Source organism: Bacillota bacterium (assembly GCA_029961055.1).
Classification (GTDB): domain Bacteria; phylum Bacillota; class Sulfobacillia; order JAIMAT01; family JAIMAT01; genus JAIMAT01.
In genome coordinates this window covers 46,028-69,662 of sequence record JASBVM010000047.1, presented here as the reverse complement: position 1 = coordinate 69,662, position 23,635 = coordinate 46,028, and the positions used below count along the sequence as shown (strand labels likewise).

Below are 23,635 nucleotides of genomic sequence, written 5' to 3'. Positions count from 1 at the left end.
GACCCTCTTGCCTCGCAACGGGTTCGGGGAGCGGTGGCGGGGAGCTGCCCCCGGCGGGTCCATGGCGGGGCGCCGCCGCGGCTTGCTCCTGGCCGCCGCAGCACTCCTCCTGGTGGTCTCGCTCGCTCTTCTCCCGAGGGGCCTGCCGTGGCGCAGCCTCGGCGGCTCCTCGCGGCCGCGGCCCGCCGAGCCGCCGGCCGCGGTTCCCATGCCCAGCAACTGCGATCCGCCCGGCGCGCCCGACCGGCGACTCTACGCCTACGTCGCCGAGGAAGCCCTCCCCTGGTCCTCCTCCCCCCCGGAGCGGCTGGACGCGCTGCGCGCGGAGCTGCCCGCCGCCGGGCTGGTGGCCGCCTTCCGGACGACGTTGCCGGACCCCTTCTTCGACGAGGTGTACAACGTCGCGCTGGGCGCCCGCCTCCTGGCGGGAACGGTGATCCCGCCGGGCGAGACCTTCTCGCTCATCCGGACCATCGGCCCCTTCACGCGCCAGCGCGGCTACCGCGACGGCCCCACCTACGCCGGCAGCCGGATCATCCCCACGGTGGGAGGGGGCGTCTGCAAGATCGCCTCCAACCTGTACAACGTGGTCCGCGCCGCCGACCTGCCCGTGGTGGAACGCCACCCGCACAGCATGCTCGTCCCCTACGTGCCGCCCGGACGCGACGCCACCGTCGCCTCCAGCTCCGGCCTCGACTTCCGCTTCCGCAACGACCGCCCCGACCCCCTCCTGCTCTGGGCGGGTATGAGCGGGCGGACGCTCTACATCGCGCTCTACGGCAACATGACGCCGCCCGAGATCCGCTGGGAGCACCGCGAGCTCTGGCGCCAGAGGCCCTGGACGATCCGCGTCCCCAACCGCTCCCTGCCGCCGGGCAGCGAACGCGTCCTCGTCGCCGGCTATGACGGCGTCGCCGTCCACACCTGGATCACCGTCCAGTACCCGGGGGAGCCGCCGCAACGGCGCGACCTGGGCGTCGACACCTACCAGCCGCTCCCCAGGGTGGTGGAGGTGGGGCCGTGAGGACCCTGGCCTGGGCGCTGCTCGGCGCCCTCCTGTGGGGCGTCGCCCCCATCTTCGGCCGCCTCGGCCTCCGCCACGCCGACCCGATGGAGGGGCTGGTCGCCCGCACGGTGATCACGGTCCTCCTGGTCGGTTCCTGGTCGATATGGGGCGGCCGCTACCGGATCCTCGCCTCGCTGCCCGCCGGCGACTGGCTCTTCCTGGGGCTCGAGGCCTTCTTCGCCACCTTCGCCGGCGACCTCGCCTACTACGCCGCCCTCAAGTCGGGCGGCGCCGGCCTGACCGCCATCGGGCTGGCCGTCTCCCCCCTGGTCACCGTCGCCCTGGGCAACTGGCTGCTGGGCGAGACCACCTCGCTCCGCCAGGTGGCGGGGAGCCTCCTGGTGGTGATCGGCCTCCTTCTCGTGGCCGAGAGCCAGGTCGGCCGCTGAGCCGGCGCCCGGCGGCTCAGCGCCGCGCGCCCGCGCGCGACGGGCCCGCCCCTTCGCCGTCCCTGAGCCGGAGGAAGAGCCCTGCGGCGACCAGCGAGGCGCACGCCATGGCCAGCGGCAGCGCCCCCGGACCGGCCGCCTCCAGGAGCCGTCCGCCCGCGCTGGGACCCAGGCCGTAGGCGACACCGTCCGCCAGGCTGAGCGCGGCAAAGGTGCTGGCGCGGAGCCCCGGCGGGGCCAGCCCCGCCGCCGTGCTCTGGAGCGACGGCGAGTGGAAGACCTCGCCCACGGTGAAGAGCGCCATCAGGGCGAGCCAGACCTCCTCCCGCGGGGCGGCCCGCCACCAGCCCAGCTCGGCCAGGGCGAAGAGGAGCTCGCCGGTCACCAGGCCGAGGCGCGGGCGCCGCTCCAGGAGCCGGCCGAGCCAGGGCTGGGTGAGCAGGACGGTGAGGCCGTTGACGGCGACCAGACGGGCGTAGCTGGCGTCGCCGCCGGGCAGCACGGAGCGGGCCAGGACGGCCAGGCTGGTGTGGAGCTGGGAGTAGGCGAGCCCGTTGAAGAAGGCGGCCGCCGCGAAGAGCGCCACCCGGGGCTCCTCCGCCAGGAGGGCCAGCGCCGTGCGCAGGCCGGGCCTCCCCGCGGCGTCGTCGGCACCCGGCGCCGCCGCCCCGCCCCGGCCCAGCTCCGGCGGGACCGCGCGCCAGGCGAGGGTCGCCAGGACGAGGCCGGCGGCGCAGCTCAGCCACCAGGAGAGCGGCGAGGTGGCCGCGCCCAGGCGGAAGCCCAGCAGCGGTCCCACCGTGGCGCCCACGTTGAGGAGCCAGTAGTTGTAGCCGAAGACGCGCGTGCGCAGCGCCTCCGGCGCCAGGTCGCTGAGCAGCGCGCGATAGCTGAGGCTCTCCACCGTGCCCGCCGCCCCGCCGGCCAGGACCGCCAGGGCGAAGCCGGGACCGCTGTGGGCCGTGGCCATGGCGGCCGCGGTCAGCGCCTCCAGGAACGCTCCCAGCGCCAGGCCGGCGCGCCGGCCGGCGCGGTCGATCCAGCGCCCGGCCACGGGCGCCACCAGGAGGCCCGACAGGGAGCCGAGGCCGACCACCATTCCCGCCGCCGAGGCGGGCAGCCCGGCGGTCACCTGGACGTAGACCGTCAGGAAGGGGCCGCCGGTGTAGCGGACCAGGGCGACCACCCCGTTGGCGCCCATGAGGAGCCAGAGGAGAGCCGGCAGGGCCAGCTCCTCCCGGAAAAGGCGGGCGGTCCAGCGGCCCCGCCGCCCCGCCCCTCCCCTCTGCCACCTCGACGTCGCCGCCACCTCCGCCTCCCACGAGTACGCGCGAGCGGCGATGGGCTATCCTCGCGGTGGGGGTGAAGGGGTGGAAGGCGCCGTCCTGCACCTGCTCCGGCCGGCGGCCGGCGGCATCCGGCGCCACGTGGGCGCGCTCGCCTCGGCGCTGGCGGGGGCGGGTTGGCGGGTGGAGGTGGCGGCGCCGGGCGACTTCCTCCCGCAGCTGGAGGCGGCGCTCGACCCGGCCGTGGGGCGGCATGCCGTGGAGGTTCCCGCACGACCCTCCCCCGGCGCGCTGGCCGCGGCGCGCCGGCAGCTGGCCGCCCTGCTGGCCGGCGGCGGGTACGACCTGCTCCACCTGCACGGCACGGCCGCCCTGCTGGTGGCGGTGCCGCTTCTCCGCAGGCTGCCCGCGGGGAGCCGGCCGGCGGTGGCGGTCACGCTCCACAACCTCCCCGGCGAGCGGGGAGCCTGGAGCGGCCTCGGCTACCGGCATCTGGAGCGGAGCCTTCTGCCGCTGGGCGCGCTCTGGTTCGCCGCCAGCCCCCTGGTCCGCCAGCAGGCGCTCCGCTGGTGGGGGCTGCCCGCGGAGCGGGTGCGGGTTCTGCCGGCGCCCCTGGAGCCTCCGCGCGGGCCCGCCGCCGAGCGCCCCTCCGCCTGGCAGTCGGGGACGCTCTTCGTCGTGGGCACGGCTGCCAGGCTGGTGAAGGGGAAGGGCCTGGAGACGCTGCTGCAGGCGGCCTCGCACCTCCGCATGCGCCTTCCGGAGCTGCGGCTCTGGATGGTCGGTGACGGCCCCCTGCGCGAGCCCCTGAGGAGGCAGGCGGAGGCGGCCGGCCTGGCGGGGCGGCTGCGCTGGGAGGGGGCGGTCGCCGACGCGGGGCCCTTCCTGGGGGCGATGGACTGCGTGGTGGTCCCCTCGCGCGTCGAGGCGCTCTCGCTCACCGCCCTGGAGGCGCTGGCCCGGGCGCGCCCGCTGGTCGTCTCCGAGGCGGTGGCGCGGACGGGGGTGGTCGAGCCGGGCGTCACCGGGTGGTCCTTCCCCACCGGCGACGCCGCCGCCCTGGCCGCACGTCTCGAGGAGGTCTGGCGGGCGCCGGACGAGGCGGCGCAGCGGGCCGCCCGCGGACGGCAGCGGACGCTGGCGCGCCACGGTCTCCGTCAGGCGCTGGAAGAGGTGCTGGCCGGCTACGAGACGCTGCGGGCCGGCGGGCGGCGCTCCGGCGGCTAGGATCCGCCGCTCGCAGAGGAGGCGAGACGATGCCGAAACGGAACGAAGGGCTGATCCCCCTCTCCCGGGAACATCACCGCGCACTGGTGGAGGGGAAGAACCTGCGCGACGCGGCGCGCGACCCCGCCGACCGGGCGGCGCTGAGGCGGGCGGCGGAGGGCTTCCTCGCCTTCTGGCGCGAGGAGGGGGCCGGCCACTTCCGCAAGGAGGAGGACCATCTCCTGCCGCTCTACGGCCGCTGGGGTGCGGCCGACGACCCGCGGGTGGTCCGGATGCTGGTCCAGCACGTGGAGCTGCGGGCACGGGTGGAGCAGCTGGAGGAGCGGCTCCGCTCCGGTGAGCCCCTGGAGGGCGACTTCCTCTTCGACCTGGGCAGCCGGATGACGGCTCACGTCCGCCTGGAGGAGGACGAGGTCTTCCCGCTGATCGAGGCGAACGTCCCCGGCGACCGGTTGGCCGCGCTCGCCTCCCTACTCTGAACGTCCCCGGAACACGCCCCGGCGCCGGTCCCGCGCACCCGTCAAGGGGCCGGCCCGCCGCGTCCCGGGGAGACGGAGAAGGGCGGCCTCACCGGCCGCCCTCCCGGCTCGCTCACTGCCTCGGTCGAATCCGCGTCCGCGGGAAAGAGTGGTGCGAGAGGCGGGACTTGAACCCGCACGGCACAAGGCCACACGCCCCTCAAACGTGCCTGTCTGCCAATTCCAGCACTCTCGCACGACGGTTTCGAGCGGCCTGATGATAGCATGCCCGCTCCGGCGGCTCAAGGCTCCCGCTCCCACGACCGCGGCCCTCAGCTGAAACGGGCGATGGCAAGCCTTCAAGAAGGACCCATTCGTCGCGTGTCGAATAGCGCTCGCCAATATCCGTCGTCTACGGGGGGAGCGTGATCACCGTTGCCGTCTTCGCGCCGTCACCGGCCTGGGTCCGCGGTGCCATTCCTGGCCCTTCTCCTCACGGTCGCCCTGCTGGCCGGCTCCTGCGGCGGCTCCACCGGAGGCGGGGCGAAGGCGACCGCATCGGAGCCGATCCGGATCGGTCTCAACCTGGAGCTCTCCGGCCCCGTCGCCACCTTCGGCCTCCACGCCCGGCAGGCGGCCGACCTCGCCATCGACCAGCTCAACGGCCAGGGCGGCGTGCTCGGCCGGAAGCTCCAGGCGGTCACGCTGGACAACAAGTCCGACAATGCCGAATCGACCAACGTCGCCCAGCGACTGGTCAGCTCGGGCGTCGTGGCGCTGGTGGGCCCGGTGACCACCGGCGACACCCTGGCTGCCATCCCCGTGGCCACCCAGGCCGGGCTGCCTCTGGTGACGCCCGGTGCCACCGCCGTCCCCGTCACCGTCGACCCGGCCACCGGCAAGACGCGTGACTGGATCTTCCGCGTCTGCTTCGTCGACCCCGATCAGGGGCGCGTGGCCGCCGACTTCGCCTATCGGGACCTGGGAGCGCGCAAGGCGGCCGTACTGGAAGACAGCACCAACGATTATTCCAAGGGGCTGGCAGCGGCCTTCAAGGATCGGTTCGAGAAGCTGGGCGGCCGCGTCCTGCTGGAGCAGGGCTTCACCCAGGCCGACCAGGACTTCCGCTCGATCCTGACCACCGCCCGCACCCGGTCGCCCGACCTCCTCTACGTGCCGGTCTACTACGACAAGGCCGGGATCATCGTCCGCCAGGCCCGCGAGCTGGGCATCCAGGCACCCGTCCTGGGGGGCGACGGATGGGATTCGCCCGACCTGGTCAAGCTGGCCGGGGCGGCCGCCCTCGACCGCACCTACTTCACCAACCACTACTCCGCCCAGGACCCGGACCCGAAGGTCCGCTCCTTCGTGAGCGCCTACCGGGCGCGCTACGGCTCGGTGCCCGACGCCCTGGCCGCCCTGGGTTACGACGCCGTCATGCTGGTGGCGGACGCCATCCGGCGGGCCGGCTCCACGGATCCGGCCAAGATCCGCGTGGCGCTGGCCGCCACGCGGAGCTTCCACGGCGTCACCGGCACGGTCGCCTTCGACGCGGAACACAACCCGACCAAGCCGGTGGTGGTGATCGCGATGAAGGGCGGGGCGCAGAGCTTCGTCGGCCGCTTCGGGAACGAACGGTAGCCCCGGCCGCGACGGCGGCCCGCCGCGGCCGGGCCCCGGGCAGGGAACGGCAGGACCAGCGGCCAAGGCCTCCCGGCGGGGAGGTGGAAGCCATGGGTGTGCGCGCCGTCCTCTTCGACATGGCCGACACGCTGCTCCATCTGGACGGCGAGCTGGTCTCCCGCTTCGTCGAGCAAGTGGGCGGCCGTCGGATCGATCCGGCGGCCGCCCGCCGTGCCGAGGCCGAGGTGCGGAAGGAGGGCTGGCCCCGGCGGTCGTGGCCGGGGGTCGACCGGAGGGCGCTGCCGACCCTCGACCTGCTCGCCGAGGTGGGCCGGCGCCTCGGCCTGGACGAGCCGCCGGCCCGAGCCCTGGCCCGCGTGCTCCTGCAGGAGATGGTGCGGCGGGGGGAGAGCATCTGGGACCGGCCGGACCGGGAGGCGGAGCCGGTCCTGAAGCGGCTTCGCGCGGCCGGCCTCCGGCTCGGCGTGGTCACCAACGCCGACCGGCACGCGCACACCCTCCTCCAGCAGACCGGACTGGCGCGGCACTTCGACCTGATCCTCACCTCGGAGGAAGCGGGCGTGGAGAAGCCGGACCCCGCCATCTTCCGGGCGGCGCTGGCGCGCCTCGGACTGGAGCCGGTCGAGGCGCTCTACGTGGGCGACCAGCTGGAGGTGGACGTGCGCGGCGCCCGGGCGGCCGGCCTGGACGCGGTGCTCTACGACGCCTGGGACCTCTGGCCCGCGGCCGGCGTCCCCCGCCTCCGCCACCTGGGGGAGCTTCCACCCCACCTGGGACTGGCGTGAGGCCTGGCGGAGGAAGGGCGGTCGCGGACGCAGTAAAAAGGAGGGAAGGAGTCGAAAGATCGGGCTGCTACCCGAAAGGCAGGCGAAAGGCTTGGATCGCGGCGAATCCGAAGCGCTGAGCAGGCTTCCTTTCGAAGGACTGGTCGATCACCTGCGCGAGCTCCTGGCACCTCCCCTGGCCAACGACTGGCCGAACCTCCCCGTGGTGCGGGCCGAGGGCTCCCTCCTCTGGGGGGCCGACGGGCGGCGTTACGTCGACTTCGTGGAGGGCTTCGCCGCCAACAACACCGGCCACCGCCACCCGCGGGTCCTGGCGGCGGTCCGCGAACAGCTGGACAAGCTGGTCCACAGCGCCATCGGCGTCACGGCCTACGAGCCGGTCCTCCGGCTTGCCGCCCGCCTGCGCGAGGTGACGCCGGAGGGGATCGAGAGCTTCTTCTTCGGCAACTCCGGCGCGGAGGCCGTGGAGGGGGCCATCAAGCTGGCGCGGTACGCCACGGGCAGGCCGGCGGTCGTCGCCTTCTGGGGGGGCTTCCACGGCCGGACCTTCGGAGCCATGAGCCTGACCGCCTCCAAGGCCAAGTACCGCCTTCGCGAGGAGCCGCTCCTGGGCGGCGTCTACCACTCCGTCTACCCCAACGTCTACCGTTCGGCCTACCGGGCGGAGCCCGAACGGGTCGCCCAGGAGGCGCTGGATCATCTCCAGCGCCTCTTCGAGCACGAGGTCGACCCCTCCCAGGTGGCCGCCATCGTGGTCGAGCCCGTCCAGGGCGAGGGCGGCTACATCGTCCCGCCCAGGAGCTTCCTGGCGGGTCTGCGGGAGATCGCCGACCGGCACGGCATCCTCCTGGTCTTCGACGAGGTGCAGAGCGGCTTCGGGCGGACGGGCCGGATGTTTGCCGCCCAGACCTTCGATGTCCGCCCCGACATCCTGGTGATGGCCAAGGGGATCGCCTCCGGCTTCCCGCTCTCGGCCGTCGGCGCCTCCCAGCGCCTGATGCGCAGCTGGAGCTCCGCCGCGCACGGCACCACCTTCGGTGGCAACCCGGTCAGCTGCGCGGCGGGCCTGGCCACGCTGGACGTGCTGGAGGAGGAAGCGCTCCCGCAGCGCGCCGCCCAGCTGGGCCCCTCGGTGCTGGAGCGGCTCCGGGAGCTCCAGCGGGAGATCCCCTCCATGGGCGACGTGCGCGGCGTCGGGCTGATGATCGGCGTCGAGTTCGTCGATCCCGCCAGCGGCCGACCGGACGGCGAGACCGCCCACCGCGTGATCGCCGAGGCGCTGGAGCGGGGCCTGCTGCTCTACCCCGCCGGAACCCACGGCGAGGTGATCCGCTTCATGCCGGCGCTCAACGTACCGAACGAGATCCTGGAGGAAGGGCTCTCGATCTTCGAGGAGGCGGTCCGGGCGGTGGCCGCCGAGGGCGCCGCCCTGCGCCGCTGAGCGGGCTCCCCCTCGCCGTCCGGGCGGCGGAAAGAGAACCGGGTGTCGACATGGACGCACAGGATGGGGACGAACTGGCTGCCGCACTGCGGGCGCTCCGCCTGGCCCTGGACCGGCTGGAGGAGGCGGTCGCGCGGCTCCATGAGGAGGCGATCCGGGACCCGCTCACCGGGGCCTTCAACCGCCGCTTCCTGGAGGCACGGCTGGCGGAGGAGCTGGCGCGCGCCGAGCGGTACGGCACGCCCTTCGCCCTCCTCTTCCTGGACCTGGACGACTTCAAACGCTACAACGACCGGCACGGCCACCTGGCGGGAGACCGCCTGCTGGCCGAGCTGGCGACCCTCTGGCGGTCGACGCTCCGCCAGGCGGACGAGCTCTTCCGCTTCGGCGGGGACGAGTTCGTGATCCTGCTCCCCGAGACCGGCCGCGCGGAGGCCTCGGAGATCGCGACGCGCCTCCGGGAGGGGCCCCGGCGGGCCGGTGCCCGGGTGACCATCAGCGTGGGCGTCGCGGCCTGGCCGGAGGACGGCCGGACCCCCGAGGCGCTCCTCGCCGCCGCCGACCGCTGGCTCTACGAGACCAAGCGGTCCGAGGAACCCCCCGGCCCGGTCGAGGGGGAGGAAGCGGCGGACGGACACGGCCGGCCCCCGGGCGAGGAGGGCCCTCCGCGCCCGCCCGCCGGGGAGCCGGCCGCCGGCCCGGCCGGCGGCCCTGAAGCGCTCCGCCTCAACCTGGGGTATGACGAGCTGGGTTCCGTCAGCTGTATCTGGGTGGACGGACGGCCGGTCCGCGTCCTCTCCGTCCAGCCGGTGGAAGGGGATCCGGGGAGCCTCGCCCTCCTCACCGAGGAGGGGCGGTGGATCCTCCCCCGCCGCGCCCTCCACCTCCTGGCCCGTCCGTGGCGGTGAGCGGCCTGCAGCTGCCGCCCGCTCAGGCCGGGCCGCCCGGTGCCCGCCGGTGCGTCGCGGCCCAGGCCAGCCGGAAGAAGAGGTTGTAGGGCGGGAGCGCCGGTCGCAGCTCCCGCCCGGGAGCGGGGAAGGCCGCCTCGATCTCGGCCAGGGTCGCCTCGTCCAGCGGGAGGCGGGCCGCTTCGGCGTTCTGCCGGATGTGCTCCGGCCGCACCGCCTTGGGGATGGCGACCACCGCCGGCTGCCGGACCAGCCAGGCCAGCGCCAGCTGGGTGGCGGTCCGCCCGAGCCGCCGGGCCAATGCCTCCAGCCGCTCCCAGCCCTGCCAGCGGCGGAAGCGGCCGTGGGCCAGGGGGCTGTACGCCAGGGCCAGCAGCCCATGCTCCCTGACCCAGGGCAGGACCGAGCGCTCGGCGCGCCGGTCGCCCAGACCGTAGGGGATCTCGTCGAAGACCAGCCGCTCTCCGCTCCCCAGCGCCCGGCCGGCGGCCTGGAGCCAGCGGAGGTCGAAGTTGCTGACGCCGGTGAAGCGGGCGAGGCCCCGTTCCCGCATCTCCCGGAAGGCCGCCAGCGTCTCCTCGAGGGGCACCGATCGGGTGGGCCAGTGGAGGAGGACCGCGTCCACGTACTCCGTGCCGAGCCGCTTGAGCGCCGACGACAGGGCGGCCAGCGCCTCGCTCCGCCCGGCGTGCGAAGGCCAGAGCTTGGTGACCAGGAAGACCCGCTCCCGGCAGTCACGGACCGCCTCGCCCACCACCCGCTCCGCACCGCCCGCCCCGTAGAACTCGGCGGTGTCGATGAGCGTCAGCCCCTCCTCGATGCCCAGGCGGAGCGCCTCCACCTCCGCCGCGAAGCGGGCCCGCGCCTCCCCCATCCCCCAGGTGCCCTGGCCCATGACGGGGATCCAGACCCGGCTCCCCGGGATCTCGCGCCGCGGAAGCTCCACCCCGGGCGTTCCGGCGGCCGCAGAGCCGGTCATCGCCGCGCCCCCTTCCTCGCTCGCCTCGTCCCCGGTCTGATCCGGCACCGGGCGGCGTACAAGGTGACCAAGTGCAAGAAGCGCCTGCCCTCCGCACATCCTTCTCCCACCCGAACGCGGAGAGGAGGAGCACCCGTGAACCAGGAAGCACAGCGCGACAGCGCCGCCCCGGCCGCGCCCCCGCCCCCCTCCCCCGCGCGGGGGGACCTCCCTGAACCCGGGCGCCGCCGCTGGCTTCTCGCCGGAGCCTCCTTCCTCCTCCTGGCGCTCCTCGCCGCGGCCGGGGCCCACCGCTCCTTCGCGCCCAGGCTGCCGCCGGCGGCGCGGGCGGCGACCGCCCCACCCGCGGTCTCCGTGGCCGAGGCGATGACCGGGGATCTGCCGCCGGTCTCGGTGCTGGTGCTGGGCGTCCAGCAGGCGCAGACGCTCCACCAGCCGCCCCTGACCGACTCCATCCTGCTCGCCCGGCTCGATCCCGGCCGCCAGCGCGCCGCGCTCCTCTCCATCCCGCGCGACCTCTGGGTCCCCATCCCCGGCCACGGCCACGACCGCATCAACACCGCCTACGAGCTCGGCGGCGCGCCGCTGGTCAAGCAGGTGGTCGCCCAGCTGACCGGCATCCGCCCCGACTACTACGTCGTCCTCGACTACGACAGCTTCCGCCGCCTGATCGACGACCTCGGCGGGGTGACCGTCGACGTCCCCTACACCCTCGACGACCCCCGCTTCCCCGCCCCCGACATGATCCACTACCGGCACCTGCTCATCCCCAAGGGCGTCCAGCACATGGACGGCCAGATGGCCCTGGACTACGTGCGCGAGCGCCACGCCGACCCCCTGGGCGACCTGGGCCGCGCCCAGCGCCAGCAGCAGCTCCTGCTCGCCCTCAAGCAGCAGTTCCTGCGCGTCCAGAACCTGCCCCGGATCCCCCGCATCCTGGACGACCTGGGCAGGACGATCCGCACCGACTTCCCCGCCGGCCAGGTCCTCGCCTACGCCGCCGCCCTGGAGGCCGTCCCCCAGGACCGCGTCGCCCACGGCCTCCTCGCCTACGCCAACGGCGCCGTCAGCAACTGGGTCACCCCCGCGGGCGCCGACGTCCTCCTCCCCCACCCCGACGCCATCCGGCGCGTGGTGGCGGTCACCTTCGGCCTGCCGCCCTTCCCGGGCCGCGTCCCGTTGCCGGTGCCGGGGTGAGGCCGGCGCGAGGAGAGGCGCCCGGCGGTTGCGAAGGTGGGTTCGCGGCCCGGGAAGGGACCGCGACCGAAGGAGGCTGAGCATGAAGCCGGCAGAGGTATTGCAGGAGTATGGCCGCAGGGTGGAGGCGCTGCTGAGACGGTTGGTGGAGCGGGAGGCCGGCGCCGTCGAGCAGGCGGCCAGGCTGGTGGCGGATGCGGTGGCGGGCGGGGGCGTGGTCTTCACCTTCGGCACGGGCCACTCCCATCTGGTCGCCGAGGAGGTCGCCTACCGGGCGGGCGTCCTGGTGCCGGTCGACGCCATCCTCGAGCCCAGCCTGACCGGCCACCAGGACGTGACCAAGAGCGAGTTCCTGGAGCGCCTGGAGGGCTTCGGGCGCGCGATCGTCGAACACCGGAGGCTCACCCCGGCCGACGTGCTGATCGTGATCTCCAACTCGGGGAGGAATGCGGCTCCCATCGAGGTGGCGATGGAGGCCCGGGCGCGGGGCGTTCCGGTGGTGGCCATCACCAGCCTGCCGTACTCGCAGGCGGTGGGCTCGCGCCACTCCTCCGGCCGGAAGCTCTACGAGGTGGCCGACGTGGTGGTGGACACCGGAACGCCCCTGGGTGAAGGTCTCCTCCGCCTCCCCGGCCTGGAGCAGCCGCTGGCTCCGGCCTCCGGGGTGGTGGGGATCTTCGCCGTCCAGGCGATCTTCGCGCTCGCCGCCGCGCTGCTGGTCGAGCGCGGCCTCGAGCCGCCGGTCTGGGAGAGCGGGAACCTGGACGGCGCCAGCGAGCGGAACGCGCGCCGGATGGAGCGCTACCGGGGCCGGATCCGCGTCTGGTGAGCGGGCCGGCCGACCCTGGCCTCAGCCGGACGCCGGTTCGTCGACCCGGACATCCAGCACCTTGTAGCGGACCAGCGCGCCGCCGGGAAGCTTCACCTCCACCGTCTCGCCGGCCCTCCGTCCCATGAGGGCGGAGCCCACCGGCGACTGGTAGGAGATCCGGCCGGCGGCCGGGTCCGCCTCGGAGGGCCCGACGATCCGGAGCACCTCGCGCCCCGGGTCGTCGGGGTCCTCCACCTCCACCTCGACCCGGGAGCCGACCGCGATGGCGCCGGGATCGCTGCTGCGGGGGTCGGCGACCCTGGCCTTCTGGAGCGTCGCCTCGAGCGCGGCGATCCGGCGTTCCAGCTGGCCCTGCTCCTCCCGCGCCGCCTGGTACTCGCCGTTCTCCGAGAGGTCGCCCAGTTCCCGGGCGTCATGGAGCCGGGCGGCCACCACCAACCGCCGCCTCTTCAGCTCCTCGAGCTCGCTCTCCAGCTTCTTCAAGCCTTCCTGGGTGAGGATGACCTCCTCATCCACCGCCGCATCCGCCTCCCTCTGGACGGGATTTGGGCCCAGGCATGCGATGTGCTCATCTATTCATGCGCGGCCTCCTGCCGCCTGGCAATGGCAGGCGTTTCCTGCCCGACGCCTCCGCCGGGAGGCGCGTCGCCCAGATCGGCTCACGGGTTCTCACGGAGGGAAGGCGGCGCGCCCGGCGATCGCCTCAGCGAGAGGGTTCGCCGCAAGGCGGACCGGAACGCCCGGGTCTGGGGTCTGTGACGTCATGGATGGGTGGATCCGAGACGGCTGGCGCCGCCGGACGCTGCTCCGGGCACGGGGCCGGACGCTGGAAATCGGCGCGGGCACTGGGAAGAACCCGCCCCTTGACGGTCCCGCCGCCACCCGCGAGGTGGCGGGCGTCGACTTCAGCCCGAAGAGGCTGGCACATGCCCGGGACGGGAAGGCCCCTCTCCCCGTCATCCTCCAGGCGGCGGACGCACGACGGCTGGCCTTCCGCGACGGCTCGGTCGACACGGTGCTGGCCACTTGCGTCTTCTGCAGGGTGCCCGGTCCGGCCCTGGGCACCGGCCGTTCATCGGCCCGCCGAGGAATCCCTCCGACCCGCTGGTGGCCGGTCCGAGAGGCACCCGCATCGACCGGCGCGCGCGGAGAACGTGGTACGGGCCGGCTTGGGCGTCGAGCGAGTCCACCGGGCCCGGGGACCCTTTCTCGTCCTCACCGAAGCGGGAGCGTGAGGCGTCAACCTCCGGCGCCGCCAGGCTTCGTTCAGACCCACTGGTGAGCCCAGCCGTGGAGGTGGCGGAGCACCTGGACCAGCCCGCGGCCCCTGGAGGTGAGCGCGTAGGCGACCCGAACCGGGCGCGAGGAGGCGTCCACCTCGCGCGCCACGAGCTCTTCCCGCTCCAGCTCCTGAAGGCGCTGCGAGAGGAGACGGTCGCTCAACCCGGGCACACGCCGCCGGATCTGCATGAAGCGCAGCGGTCCCTCGCCCAGCGTCCAGAGGATCTCCACCACCCAGCGCCGCCCGACCAGCTCCGCGGCGCGCTGGAACTCCCCGCAGAGGACCGGGCCGGCATGGCTCGGCTCCGGCTCCAGCTCCTCTTCGAGCCCGGCCTGCGACATCGCCCGCGCCCCCTCCCCTGCGAATGCTGCCAGCTGACTGTTGCGCGCGTGGGGTCCTTACCGGAAGTCTTGCACCCCGGCGCTGCTCCGTCAACTATTCCCAACCGAAACTTGCTAAAGTCGCCCGGTTGCCCCCTCGGGCCGCCCTCGCCAGGCGCTCCCTTCGCCCGGGAACGCCAGGGCGACCCTCTCCGCCCGTCCGCGCCGGATGCGGTAGCCGCGCAGCTCCGGCTCCGGTCCGGCCAGCGAGGCGATCAGGTAGACGGCCTCCGGGTAGTACGCCTGGCGGATGTCGACGGGCGAGGGATAGGCGCGACCGCGCGGGTGCGAGTGGAAGACGGCGACCAGCTCGAGCTGCTCGCCTTCGAGGCTCGTGAGGATACGGAGGAGTTCCTCCGCCGGGATGGAGTAGGCGGTGGGGCTGGCTTCCTGGTTCGTGGCCGGATAGAAGCGCTCGGCCCGGCCGGCCCGGCCGCCCAGGAGACCGCACGCCTCGTTGGGGAGCTGGCTCCGTGCGTAGGCCAGCATCTCCCGCACCAGCCCCCGGGGAAGTTCGAGCCGGTCCCCGCCCCGCGCCGGCTCCCCGCCGGTCGCTTCCAACGTCCGCCCCCCCGGCCGGGAGGATATCACCGCAGCCGGGACCCCTCCAGCGCCCGGGCGGAGCGGGCCGCCGCCCGGTAGGCCCAGCCGATCAGGCCGGTCGAGAGCAGGCCGGCCAGCCCCCAGAGGACGCAGCCCGGGACGAGGAGGGCGGGGAGGCCGCCGGCCGCGCCCGCCGCGACCAGCCCCAGGGCGACCAGGAAGAGCGGCAGGGCCAGCTGCGCAGGAGGCTCGGGAAGCCAGAGACCGGTCTTGAGCGGGGGTGGCGGCGAGGCGAGGGCCGCCGGGGAGGGGCGCACGCTTCCTGCCGCCAGGTAGAGGCGCTGCCAGAGGACGAAGGGGACGATCTTGAACATCTGACCCACCCCCAGGAGCGTGTAACCGGCCAGCGCCAGGAAGCCGCCCAGCGCCACCGGCGCGCCCGGAGCCCGACCCCAGGCGGCGGCCATCGCCCAGAGGGCGGCCGCGCCCAGGGTCAGGGCGGCCGCCAGGCTGAAGCGGGTGACCAGGGGCATGGGCTGGGAGCGGCTGCGGCGGCGGACGATGCGCACGACGTCGCCGGCCCAGGCGACCATGGAGGCCCCGGGGAGGAGAAGAAGCCAGCGTACGCTCGCAGGCGCAAGCCAGAGGCCGCCCAGGACGCCGGCGAGGCCGAGCAGCCAAGCGCCCAGCACCCAGCCGGCCTCCGGCAGCTCCAGGTGGCGCGTCGGCGCAAACATGGGGATCAGCTGGTAGCCGACGCCCATGGCCAGGCTGCCGAACCACCCGCCCAGCCCCAGCGTCACGTGGATCGCCAGCTGCTTCTCCACCCCGGCCCCCAGGAAGCCGAGCCGCAGGTTGAGGGCGAGCGTCAGCCCCCAGCCGGCGACAGCCGCCAGCGCCAGAAGGGCCGCCAGCACCGCCGCCGCCTGCAGGCTCCAGCCGGCCTGCCGCAGGCCGGCCAGCGTGAAGCCCATCTGCACCAGGAAGACGAGGATCGCCAGGGCGAGGAGGCTTCCTCCGGCGGCCAGGCTGATCCAGGCGGCCGAGGGCCGGGCGGCCAGCCAGCCGAAGCCCGGCACGCCGCTCCATGCGGCCAGGCCCGCGAGAAAGAGCACCAGCCCCAGCGTGTAGACACGCCGGGCCGGAACGGCCCAGCCCGGCAGCGCCAGGGGCAGGTGGAGCACCACGGGGACGAGCTGGTAGAGCGCGCCCATCATCAAGGGCGTCAACCAGGCGAGCGTCGCCAGGTGAACCGTCAGGAGCGCCGCCGGGGTTCGCCAGCCGTCCGGCCCGAACAGGTCCGGCCCGAGCAGGCCGACGGCGAGCGAGAAGAGCGCCAGGCCGGCCGTGGCCAGGGCCATCTGGCCGAGGGGCAGAGCCGCCTCCGGGCGCCGCTCCAGGGTCAGCGGCTGCATCCGGCCTTCCCCCCTTTCTCGATCCACATCCGCTGGGAGAACGGCGCCGGCCGGAGCCGCGGCTCAGCCCGCCCTAGCCCCGGTCCCTTCCCGCGCGGCGGCGCGCGGGTCGGGAATGTAGGTGCAGAAGGGATCGGCCTCCAGGTACTCTCCCGTCACGGCATAGGCGCGTGCCCGCGAGCCGCCGCAGAGCCGGCGGAACGGGCAGTAGCCGCACTTCCCTCGGTACCGGGAGGGGTCGCGCAGCGCCTGCAGGACGGGCGACCCCTGGTAGAGCCGGGCCAGGGGCGTCTCGCGCACGCTGCCCACGACCACGGGGAGGAAGCCGGACGGGTACACCTCCCCCACGTGGGAGACGAAGAGGATGCCGTTTCCGTCCCAGACCGGCCGCCGGCTGCGCGGGACGCCCCCCGCCTCCCTCCGACCGGCCTCCGTCGCCGTCTCGACGACCTCGGCGTCCTCCGCGGACGGCGACCCTCCTCCCGTCGCCGCCGCCTCGCGCATCGCCCGGATGCGGCGGATCTGGGGCCCCTCGGTGGTCTTGATGTCATACGGCACCTGCCGGCTCAGGTCGTCGAGCCAGAGCAGGACCTGCTCGTGCTGTTCGGGCGAGAGCAGGTCGCCCAGGCGCGCGCGGCCGGTGGGGATCAGGAAGAAGAGGCTCCAGCGGACCGCCCCCAGCCGTTCCACCAGCTCCGCCATGGCCGGCAGGTCGTCCACGTTGAAACGGCTGACGGTGGTGTTGATCTGCAGGGGGATCCCGAGCTGCCGAAGCCAGCCGATTCTCTCCATGGTCAGGGCGAAGGTCCCGGGGAACCCGCGGAAGCGGTCGTGGATCTCCGGGGTGGAGCCGTCCAGGCTGAACGCCCAGTGGGCGAGACCGGCCTCGCGCAACGCCCGCATGCGCTCGAAGGTCACCCTGGGCGTGGCGCTGGGCGTGATGGAGGTGACGAGCCCCCGCGCGCTGGCGTAGCGGACGATCTCCACCAGGTCGTCGCGCTCCATGGGGTCGCCGCCTGTCAGCACGAAGAGCGGCCGGTCCATCTCCACCAGCTGGTCGACGAGGCCGAAGGCCTCTTCGGTGCTCAGCTCGCCGGGGTGGCGCCGGCGCACCGCCCGCGCCCGGCAGTGGCGGCAGGCCAGCTGGCAGGCACGCGTCGTCTCCCAGATGACGATGAAGGGCTTCTGATCGAATGCCAGGGCCGGCATGGCCCCCGCCTCCTCCCGGAGCGTCTCCAGAGCGTCTCGCGGAGAGCATCTCGCGGACCGCCCGCAGGCCAGGTGCCCCCCGGAAGCCACCGGCCGGAGCGTCGTCCCGCGACCACCGTAGGCGAGGAGAGCGACGCGCGAAGTGAGAGGGCTCACAGAACAAGGATCCGAGTGGAGGCAATCGGGTGTCCGCCCTAGCGCGACCGGGCGAGGGGCCGAAGGACGGCCCTCCCTCAGCGGCGGTCGAACCCCTCCATCTCCCGGGCGAGCGCCGCCACGTCCAGGCGATGGCCTTCCGCTCCCTCGCGCACCCAGCCGTTCCGCTGGAAGCGGCTCATCATGCGGCTGACGCTCTCGCGGCTGACCCCCGCCAGGTTGGCGATCTCCTGGTGCGTGATCCCCGCCGGGAGCGTCCGCCAGCGGCCCTCGCCGCGCCCGTGCTCGCTCGCCAGGCGGACCAGCGCATAGGCCACGCGCTGGCGGAGGTCGCCCAGCGCGGTCTCCTGGAGCCGGTGCTGGAGCTCGGCCAGCCGCCGGGCGGTGATCTCCAGGAGGCGGATGGCGAGCTGGGCGTCCCGGCGGAGGAGCGCCATCAGCGGGTCGCGCCCGAGCGCCCAGAGGGTGGTCGGCTCGAGGGCGGTGGCGGTGGCGGGATAGGTGCTTCCTTCCAGGAAGCCCACGTGGGGCACGACCTCGCCCGCGCCCAGCAGGTTGATGGTCTGCTGCCGCCCTCCCGGCGTCAGGACGAAGGCTTTGATCAGGCCGCTCTCGATGACGAAGAGGTCGGTGACGGGCTCGCCCTGTTCGAAGAGCACCTGGGAGGGCGCCAGCTGCCGGCGGCGGAGCAGCGCGCCGATGGCCGCGAGGGAGCCCGGATCCAGGCCGGTGAAGATCGGGCTCCGCGCCAGCAGCTCGGAGACACGGCCGTCGCTGGGCATGGACCTCCCCCTCCCGCAAGGCTACCACGGCCGGGAGCGCCGGCACGGCCCGGCGAGAGCCTCGCGACCGGCGCCGGGCGAGTCCGGCCGGATCGCCCGGCGCCCCTGCCTCAGGGGGCGGGCTCCCGCAGGATCGAGGCCAGGAGGCGGGGCTCGACCGGCTCGTCGTCGGCGTGGAGCGCGATGCACCCGACCGGGCAGGCCTCCGCCGCCTCCCGGGCGCACGCCTCGAGCTCCGGGGGGACGGGGTCGAGGAGGACGAAGGCGAGACCCCCGTCCACGCGGAAGAGCTCGATGCAGACCGACTCGCAGAACGGGCAGCCGATGCAGATCTCCTGGTCGACGGTGACGCGCATCGCGGCTCACGGCTCCATGGGCATGAGCGGCTGCGCGGGCGCCTGCGGGCGCACGTCGATCTCGCCCGTCGCGCCGCGCGCCGCATCCGCAAAGGCATGGTTGACGAAGAGGTACTTGCCCGCCTCCGGGAAGCGGGTCTCGAAGACGGCGGCACCGCCCGGCCCGATCACGGCGCCGGCGACGCCCCGGAGGAGGTTGGCCGGATTCCCGTCCGTCTCGACCCGGTCGAAGATCGCGCCGATCACGTGGAAGTAGGCGAACCGGCTCGGCCCCGCGTTGACCACGTAGAAGCGGACGCGCTCGCCCGGCCGCGCCGCGAGCGGGTGGCGGAGGTAGCGGTCGGCATAGCCGTTGAAGACGGTGTAGACGGGCGCCTGCGTCGGCAGCGCGTCGGGGTCGTCCGAGCGGTACCACTCGCCCTCCACCAGGACGAACTCGCGCGCCGGCGGGCGCCCTTCCTTGGGATCGACGATGACGGCGCCGTACATGCCGTTGGCCAGGTGCTGGATGGCGGGCGCCACACCGCAGTGGTAGAGGAAGACCCCCGGGTCGGCGGCCTGGAAGGTGAAGGTGAGGCGTTGACCGGGCAGGACCGGCTGGTAGTTGACGCTCCAGGGCGTCCGCGCGGCGTGGAAGTCGATGGAGTGGGCCATCTCGGGGTCGCGGTTGACCAGCGTGAAGGTGACGAGGTCGCCCTGGCGCAGGCGGATGACCGGCCCGGGCACCTGCCCGTCGAAGGTCCAGGCCCGGTAGCAGCGGTCGGGCGCGATGGGCAGGGTGGCCGGCTCCGCCACCAGCTCCACCCAGACGTGCGACCCCTGGCGCCGGAAGGCCAGGGGCACCGGCTTCGGGCTCGGGCAGCGCCCGGTGAGCATCCGTCCGGCCTCGGCGGCGGCCTGCGGCCCCTGCGCCGCGGCCTGCGGGCCCTTCGTCGCCGCAGGCTCCCCTCCGCCCCCCGCCGGCGATGCGGCGGAGCTGCAGCCGGCGACGAACGCCACCGCGGCCAGGAGGGCGGCGGTCGACAGCAGCTTCCAGCGTACGGTCGGCTTCCCCTGCACGATCCTCCCCTCCCCGCTGACAAGGCTAGGGCGAGGCCGCCCACCCCTCTGTGACCGCGGTCACGCCCGGCCGCTCAGCGCCCCCTCCCCCGGGAAGGTGGAGGCGGTCGTCCTCAGCCCGTCAGGAGTCGGAGGCCGACATAGGCGGCCGCAAGGCTGGCGAGCAGGTTGAGGCGGCCGAGCCAGGCGCTGAGCCGGCTGGGCCAGGCCGCCCCCGCATCGCCCGGGGCGGCCGGGAGGCCGCCGGCCGAGCGCAGGCTGACCCGGTCGTGCAGGAGGGTGAGGAGCAGGATGACCGTCACCAGCCCGAGTTTCAGGCCGAGGAGCCGCCCGAAGCCGGAAGCGTAGAACGAGGGCGCGAGCAGCTCTGTCCCGCCCACGCCGCGGAAGGCCAGGTTGCCGAGGCCGGTCGCGATCAGCACCGCCAGGGCGCCGAGCATCCAGGGCCGCGAGAGGCGGCCGACCGCCTGGAAGAGCCGCGCGCGCTCGGCGGCGCCGCCCAGCTTGCGCGAGGCGGGGACCAGGATGAGCGAGAGCGTCAGCATCTCGCCGATCCAGAAGATGGCCGCCGCCAGGTGAAGGAAGAGGACCCACCGCGCCCAGGGGACCGACACCGCGCCCCGTCACCTGCCCGTCTCCGCCCGCCGGCCGATCCGCACCCGCCAGACCGCCGGACCCGCCTCGAGCACCTCCCAGCTGAAGCGGCCCGGCTGCTCGGCGGCCAGCTGGTAGTGGAGCGGCGCGGGATCGTGGTCGTTGACGAGGAGGAAGGAATCCCCCGGTTCGAGCTCCTGCCAGGTGGCGAAGATCCGGCGGTGCCGCTCGGCGGGCGGCAGGTGGCGGACGTCGAGCAGCCCCTCCCCCGGCTGGCTCCGCTCGTGGAGCCGGCCCAGGAGCGCCTCCAGGTCGGTGCCCGCGTCGGCCGCCAGGGCCGAGACGACGTAGCGGTTCTCCTTCTCGGCGTGCAGGCGGAAGATCTCCAGCAGGCCGCCGGCGGCGGGCGACGCCTCCAGGGGGGAGGAGGCGCCCTTCACCGCCTCCCGCAGCTCGGCGATGCGACGGTGCTCTCCGAAGAGCGAGTCGACGAGCAGCGCCAGCTCCGGAAGCCTCACCGCCTGCCGGTAGAGCGTTCTCTCCTCCCCGCGCGCGTGCGGCAGGAGCTCGGCGTCGACGTAGTCGAGCAGCGCCTGCCGCGCCGCCGCCCACCCGTCCTCCGGCGCCGTCACCAGCTCCCGGGTCCGGCGCTCCAGCCCCGCCAGGAGCTGCGCATGGTGCCGGACGATCTGCTCCCGGGCCGCCCGGTTCGGGTCGGGCGCCGGCTCCCGCCCCGCCCCGGCGACCTCGGGGCGAACGCTCTCCGTCATGCCCCATCCCCCGCTTCCTCTTCCTTCTCGGTCTCCTTCCCCGCGGGCCTGCCCGCAGCCAGGGGGACCGCCTCCCCCTCCAGCCCCAGCTCCCTGGCCACCCGCCGGGCCAGCTCCGCGTACGCCGAGCCCGCCGGGCTCCGGGGCGGGAAGAGGCCGGCCCGCCGCCCCTGGCGCGAGGGTTCTTCGAAGGGGATCCGCGCCAGGACCTCCGTCTCCAGCGCCCCTCCGCCAGGGGATCGAACCCGCCCGCCCTCAGCCCCGCCAGCGCCTGGAGCGCCTCGCGCTTCTCCATCGCCGCCACCCCCTCAGGCGAAGCCGAAGTAGCGCTTGGCATCGTCGCTCATCATCCCGGGCGTCCAGGGTGGCGACCAGACCAGGCGGACCTCCACCCGCTCGACGCCGGGGAGCTGGAGGAGGCGCTGGCGGACGCCTTCCTCCAGCATGTCGCCGGCCGGGCAGCCGGGGGTGGTCATGGTCATCACCACGCGGACGCGGCCGCCCTCCACCTCGAGGCCGTAGATCAGGCCCAGGTCGACCACGTTGTAGCCGAGCTCGGGATCGAAGACCTCGCGCAGCGCCTCCCAGAGCCGCGGTTCCAGGCCCGGGTCGGCGGCGGGCGCCGGCTGCCCGCGATCTTCCTCGCGCACGCGCCTCACCTCCCCTCTCCCGCCTGCCCCCGCCGGATCCGGAGGTGGACGCCGTCCGGCCGCCTCTCGCTCCGGATGGCGTGACCCCGCGCCTCCAGCTCCGGGTAGAGGAAGACCGGCTCGCGCTCGTTGACCGCCTCCAGCACCTCGCCCGGCGCCATCTCCTCCAGCGTCTGGAGGATCCGGATCATGGGCTCGGGCGGTTCCAGCCCGCGGTTGTCCAGGAAGCGAACCGGTTCCGGCCACGCCCCGCCCTCTCCGTCACCTCCACCGGCGCGGCCGACGGCCGTGTCCGCGGCCCCGCCACCCCGGCCGCCCTCCCGGGGCAGGAAGGTCACCTCCCAGTCGCCGCCCTCCAGGCGGCGCGCCCGGTGCTCGAACCCCCTGGCTTCCAGCACCCGGTAGAGGGGCAGCGGTTCGAAGGTGGCCAGGAGCCGGAGCCCCTCGCCTTCGCGCAGCTGCCGCACCGCCTCGAGGATCCGCCCCAGCGGCTCCCGCCCCGCCCGCAGGTCGTCGCGCACGTCCAGCGTCCGGAGCGAGACCGCCGCCGTCCTGCCTTCCCGCATGTCGACCCCTCCCGTCGTCGATCTCCTCCCGCCCTCCCCACCCGCGGTCCCCGGCGGCCGGGCGGACCGGGCACCGCTCACCGCCGTCCTGCCACCATCGAGGGCGCGGTCGCCGATGTCGCCGGCCGGGCCCGGCGGACCTGCCAGAGCTCCCGCCCCAGGCCGGCCGTGCCCACGAGCTGGCCCAGCACGGCCAGTCTCCAGACGGCCGACCAGCCGGCGGCCGCGGCCCCCGCCCCGCCGCTCGCCACGATGCCGGCGGCCGCCGCCACCCCGGTCGCCGCCGCGGCGAAGTAGGCGACGAGCCACGGCCGTGCCCGCCCCTCGTCCAGCAGGTCCTGCACGCGGGGGACCGGGGCGCGGCCCATCAGCGGCCCGTAGCGCTCGACCCAGGTGAGGAAGGGGACGATCTTGACCAGCTGGCTGAGCCCGAGACCGGAGAGCCATCCGAAGAGAGCCAGCTGGACCAGCACCGGCGCCCACTCCGCCAGCCCGCCGGCGAGGCGCGCCAGCACCAGCGCCAGGAGCTCCAGGCCCAGTGCCGCCAGGGCCCAGGCGGCGAAGGCGGCGTTGAGCTCGAGCCGCTTCCGCCGCCGTTGCCCGTAGAGCCGGACCATGTCGGCCAGGTAGAGCGCCACGCCCGCGGCAGCCGCCGCCTGGCCCAGCCCGGCCGGCGCCGCCCACCCCGCGCCTCCCCAGCCGAAGAGCCAGGCGAGGCCCAGACCCGCGGCCGCCAGGCCGAAGGCCCAGGCTCCCAGGCGGCCGCGATCCTCCGGCGCCAGGGCGAACATGCTGAGCAGCTTGAGCGCGACGCCCATGGCGGTGAGCGTGAACCAGCCGCCCAGCCCCGCGAGCAGGTGGAGCGACAGCCCCCTCCCCAGCAGGAAGCCCGCCCCGGCGAGGCCGACCCGCTCGGGCACCACCACCGCCAGCGCCAGCGCCGCCCCCAGCGCAGGCACCAGCACGAGGAAGAGAAGGCCGCCCGCCACGTACCGGGCGGGCAGCGGCAGCGGCCGCGCCGACGCCAGCGTCCGGCCGAGCTGCGCGGCGGCGAGCCAGGCGCCCGCCGCCACCCACAGGCCGCCCGGCGGCAGCGCCAGCGCCAGCGGCCAGGCGCCCGCCCCGTAGGCCAGGAAGCCGGTCAGCATCAGGGCGAGCCCGCCCGCCACCAGCGCCAGCGTCCATCCGGCCGCCCGCTCGCTCGCGGGCGCGCCGGCGGTGATGACCGGCACGAACTGGTGGAGTGCGCCCAGCATCAGCGTGGTCAGCCAACCCACGGTGAGGAGGTGGACCGCCACCAGCGTCCCCGGCGAGCCCGGCGACCGGAAGGGCCAGGTCAACCCCGCCGCCATCCAGGACTGGGCGGCGAGGAAGCAGAGCAACGCCACCGCGAAGAAGCGGGGGGTCCAGCGCGAGACGCGGGTCGAAGGCATCCGGGCCACCTTCCTCCGCGGGCGCCGGCGCTCGCGACCGCCGGAGGCGGCGGTCTGCGCCGCGCCAGCCCGCGGCCCCAGCGTAGGCGGGCAGCGGTGCCGGCGCCGTGATCGCGGTCACACGCCGCCGGGCGGGGCGTCTTCTTATCGTTTTCTCAGCGCCATCTCGTCCTCTTGTGAGCGGCCGGAGCCACCATGGCCCTGTCGAGAGGCGGCGGAGGTGACGCG

General features: G+C 74.7%; 25 protein-coding genes and 1 tRNA gene. 10 read left to right on the top strand and 16 right to left on the bottom strand.

Going from position 1 to position 23,635, the window contains the following annotated elements; genetic code table 11:
* The first annotated feature begins 61 nt into the window (after positions 1-61).
* Together QJR14_09810 and QJR14_09805 are read left to right on the top strand one after the other, a co-directional pair.
* Positions 62-1,024 carry a VanW family protein gene (locus QJR14_09810; protein ID MDI3317893.1) on the top strand — a complete coding sequence of 321 codons (963 nt, stop codon included), beginning with the start codon at positions 62-64 and terminating at the stop codon, positions 1,022-1,024.
* Positions 1,021-1,455 (top strand): EamA family transporter, encoded by a 435-nt coding sequence (locus QJR14_09805; protein MDI3317892.1) that lies wholly within the window; start codon positions 1,021-1,023, stop codon positions 1,453-1,455. Before QJR14_09810 ends, QJR14_09805 begins: the two co-directional genes overlap by 4 nt.
* Before the next feature lie 16 nt (positions 1,456-1,471).
* Here the strand turns inward: QJR14_09805 and QJR14_09800 are convergent, their stop codons facing one another.
* A complete protein-coding gene (locus tag QJR14_09800; protein ID MDI3317891.1) occupies positions 1,472-2,764 on the bottom strand; it encodes an MFS transporter in 1,293 nt (430 codons plus the stop codon).
* 61 nt (positions 2,765-2,825) lie between these two features.
* On the opposite strand from QJR14_09800, the gene QJR14_09795 reads away from it, so the two are divergent.
* Both QJR14_09795 and QJR14_09790 read left to right on the top strand, forming a co-directional pair.
* Positions 2,826-3,968, top strand: coding sequence for a glycosyltransferase family 4 protein (locus tag QJR14_09795; protein MDI3317890.1), 1,143 nt, complete (start codon positions 2,826-2,828; stop codon positions 3,966-3,968).
* 29 nt (positions 3,969-3,997) lie between these two features.
* Complete coding sequence (locus tag QJR14_09790; protein MDI3317889.1) at positions 3,998-4,447, top strand: hemerythrin domain-containing protein; 450 nt, start codon at positions 3,998-4,000, stop codon at positions 4,445-4,447.
* A 149-nt stretch (positions 4,448-4,596) separates the two neighbouring features.
* On the opposite strand, the gene QJR14_09785 is transcribed toward QJR14_09790, so the two are convergent.
* Positions 4,597-4,682 (bottom strand) — tRNA-Leu (locus QJR14_09785).
* Positions 4,683-4,897: 215 nt separating this feature from the next.
* Between QJR14_09785 and QJR14_09780 the strand changes: the two genes are divergently transcribed.
* From QJR14_09780 to QJR14_09765, 4 genes are all read left to right on the top strand, one after another.
* Entirely contained in the window at positions 4,898-6,067 is a 1,170-nt protein-coding gene (locus QJR14_09780) for an ABC transporter substrate-binding protein (GenBank protein ID MDI3317888.1), read from the top strand.
* Between the two features lie 92 nt (positions 6,068-6,159).
* The gene (locus QJR14_09775; protein MDI3317887.1) at positions 6,160-6,855 is read left to right on the top strand and encodes an HAD-IA family hydrolase; all 696 of its coding nucleotides are present in this window, start codon (positions 6,160-6,162) and stop codon (positions 6,853-6,855) included.
* A gap of 91 nt (positions 6,856-6,946) precedes the next feature.
* Positions 6,947-8,296, top strand: a complete 1,350-nt coding sequence (locus tag QJR14_09770) for an aspartate aminotransferase family protein (GenBank protein ID MDI3317886.1) — start codon at positions 6,947-6,949, stop codon at positions 8,294-8,296.
* A 50-nt stretch (positions 8,297-8,346) separates the two neighbouring features.
* Positions 8,347-9,204 carry a GGDEF domain-containing protein gene (locus QJR14_09765; GenBank protein MDI3317885.1) on the top strand — a complete coding sequence of 286 codons (858 nt, stop codon included), beginning with the start codon at positions 8,347-8,349 and terminating at the stop codon, positions 9,202-9,204.
* A gap of 22 nt (positions 9,205-9,226) precedes the next feature.
* On the opposite strand, the gene QJR14_09760 is transcribed toward QJR14_09765, so the two are convergent.
* Entirely contained in the window at positions 9,227-10,183 is a 957-nt protein-coding gene (locus QJR14_09760; GenBank protein MDI3317884.1) for an aldo/keto reductase, read from the bottom strand.
* Between the two features lie 135 nt (positions 10,184-10,318).
* Here QJR14_09760 and QJR14_09755 point away from each other — a divergent pair, with 135 nt between their 5' ends.
* Together QJR14_09755 and QJR14_09750 are read left to right on the top strand one after the other, a co-directional pair.
* Entirely contained in the window at positions 10,319-11,380 is a 1,062-nt protein-coding gene (locus QJR14_09755; protein ID MDI3317883.1) for an LCP family protein, read from the top strand.
* Positions 11,381-11,462: 82 nt separating this feature from the next.
* The gene (locus tag QJR14_09750; protein ID MDI3317882.1) at positions 11,463-12,209 is read left to right on the top strand and encodes an SIS domain-containing protein; all 747 of its coding nucleotides are present in this window, start codon (positions 11,463-11,465) and stop codon (positions 12,207-12,209) included.
* Positions 12,210-12,230: 21 nt separating this feature from the next.
* On the opposite strand, the gene greA is transcribed toward QJR14_09750, so the two are convergent.
* The 13 genes from greA to QJR14_09685 form a co-directional block, all read right to left on the bottom strand.
* Positions 12,231-12,728, bottom strand: coding sequence for a transcription elongation factor GreA (gene greA / locus QJR14_09745; protein MDI3317881.1), 498 nt, complete (start codon positions 12,726-12,728; stop codon positions 12,231-12,233).
* A 750-nt stretch (positions 12,729-13,478) separates the two neighbouring features.
* Positions 13,479-13,835: a helix-turn-helix domain-containing protein gene (locus QJR14_09740; GenBank protein ID MDI3317880.1), complete on the bottom strand. Its 357-nt coding sequence runs from the start codon at positions 13,833-13,835 to the stop codon at positions 13,479-13,481.
* A gap of 114 nt (positions 13,836-13,949) precedes the next feature.
* Positions 13,950-14,435, bottom strand: a complete 486-nt coding sequence (locus QJR14_09735; GenBank protein MDI3317879.1) for a M67 family metallopeptidase — start codon at positions 14,433-14,435, stop codon at positions 13,950-13,952.
* Between the two features lie 26 nt (positions 14,436-14,461).
* Complete coding sequence (locus QJR14_09730; protein ID MDI3317878.1) at positions 14,462-15,832, bottom strand: hypothetical protein; 1,371 nt, start codon at positions 15,830-15,832, stop codon at positions 14,462-14,464.
* Positions 15,833-15,895: 63 nt separating this feature from the next.
* Entirely contained in the window at positions 15,896-17,041 is a 1,146-nt protein-coding gene (locus QJR14_09725; GenBank protein MDI3317877.1) for a TIGR04053 family radical SAM/SPASM domain-containing protein, read from the bottom strand.
* 233 nt (positions 17,042-17,274) lie between these two features.
* Positions 17,275-17,979: a Crp/Fnr family transcriptional regulator gene (locus tag QJR14_09720; protein ID MDI3317876.1), complete on the bottom strand. Its 705-nt coding sequence runs from the start codon at positions 17,977-17,979 to the stop codon at positions 17,275-17,277.
* Positions 17,980-18,089: 110 nt separating this feature from the next.
* The gene (locus QJR14_09715; GenBank protein ID MDI3317875.1) at positions 18,090-18,335 is read right to left on the bottom strand and encodes a ferredoxin; all 246 of its coding nucleotides are present in this window, start codon (positions 18,333-18,335) and stop codon (positions 18,090-18,092) included.
* Positions 18,336-18,341: 6 nt separating this feature from the next.
* The gene (locus QJR14_09710; GenBank protein ID MDI3317874.1) at positions 18,342-19,394 is read right to left on the bottom strand and encodes a multicopper oxidase domain-containing protein; all 1,053 of its coding nucleotides are present in this window, start codon (positions 19,392-19,394) and stop codon (positions 18,342-18,344) included.
* A 113-nt stretch (positions 19,395-19,507) separates the two neighbouring features.
* Positions 19,508-20,008, bottom strand: coding sequence for a copper resistance protein CopD (locus QJR14_09705; protein MDI3317873.1), 501 nt, complete (start codon positions 20,006-20,008; stop codon positions 19,508-19,510).
* Between the two features lie 9 nt (positions 20,009-20,017).
* Positions 20,018-20,758 carry a DUF2249 domain-containing protein gene (locus QJR14_09700; GenBank protein ID MDI3317872.1) on the bottom strand — a complete coding sequence of 247 codons (741 nt, stop codon included), beginning with the start codon at positions 20,756-20,758 and terminating at the stop codon, positions 20,018-20,020.
* Between the two features lie 308 nt (positions 20,759-21,066).
* Positions 21,067-21,408, bottom strand: a complete 342-nt coding sequence (locus QJR14_09695) for a metal-sulfur cluster assembly factor (protein ID MDI3317871.1) — start codon at positions 21,406-21,408, stop codon at positions 21,067-21,069.
* A 5-nt stretch (positions 21,409-21,413) separates the two neighbouring features.
* The gene (locus QJR14_09690; protein ID MDI3317870.1) at positions 21,414-21,974 is read right to left on the bottom strand and encodes a DUF2249 domain-containing protein; all 561 of its coding nucleotides are present in this window, start codon (positions 21,972-21,974) and stop codon (positions 21,414-21,416) included.
* Positions 21,975-22,051: 77 nt separating this feature from the next.
* Complete coding sequence (locus QJR14_09685; protein MDI3317869.1) at positions 22,052-23,407, bottom strand: hypothetical protein; 1,356 nt, start codon at positions 23,405-23,407, stop codon at positions 22,052-22,054.
* Positions 23,408-23,635: the final 228 nt, after the last annotated feature.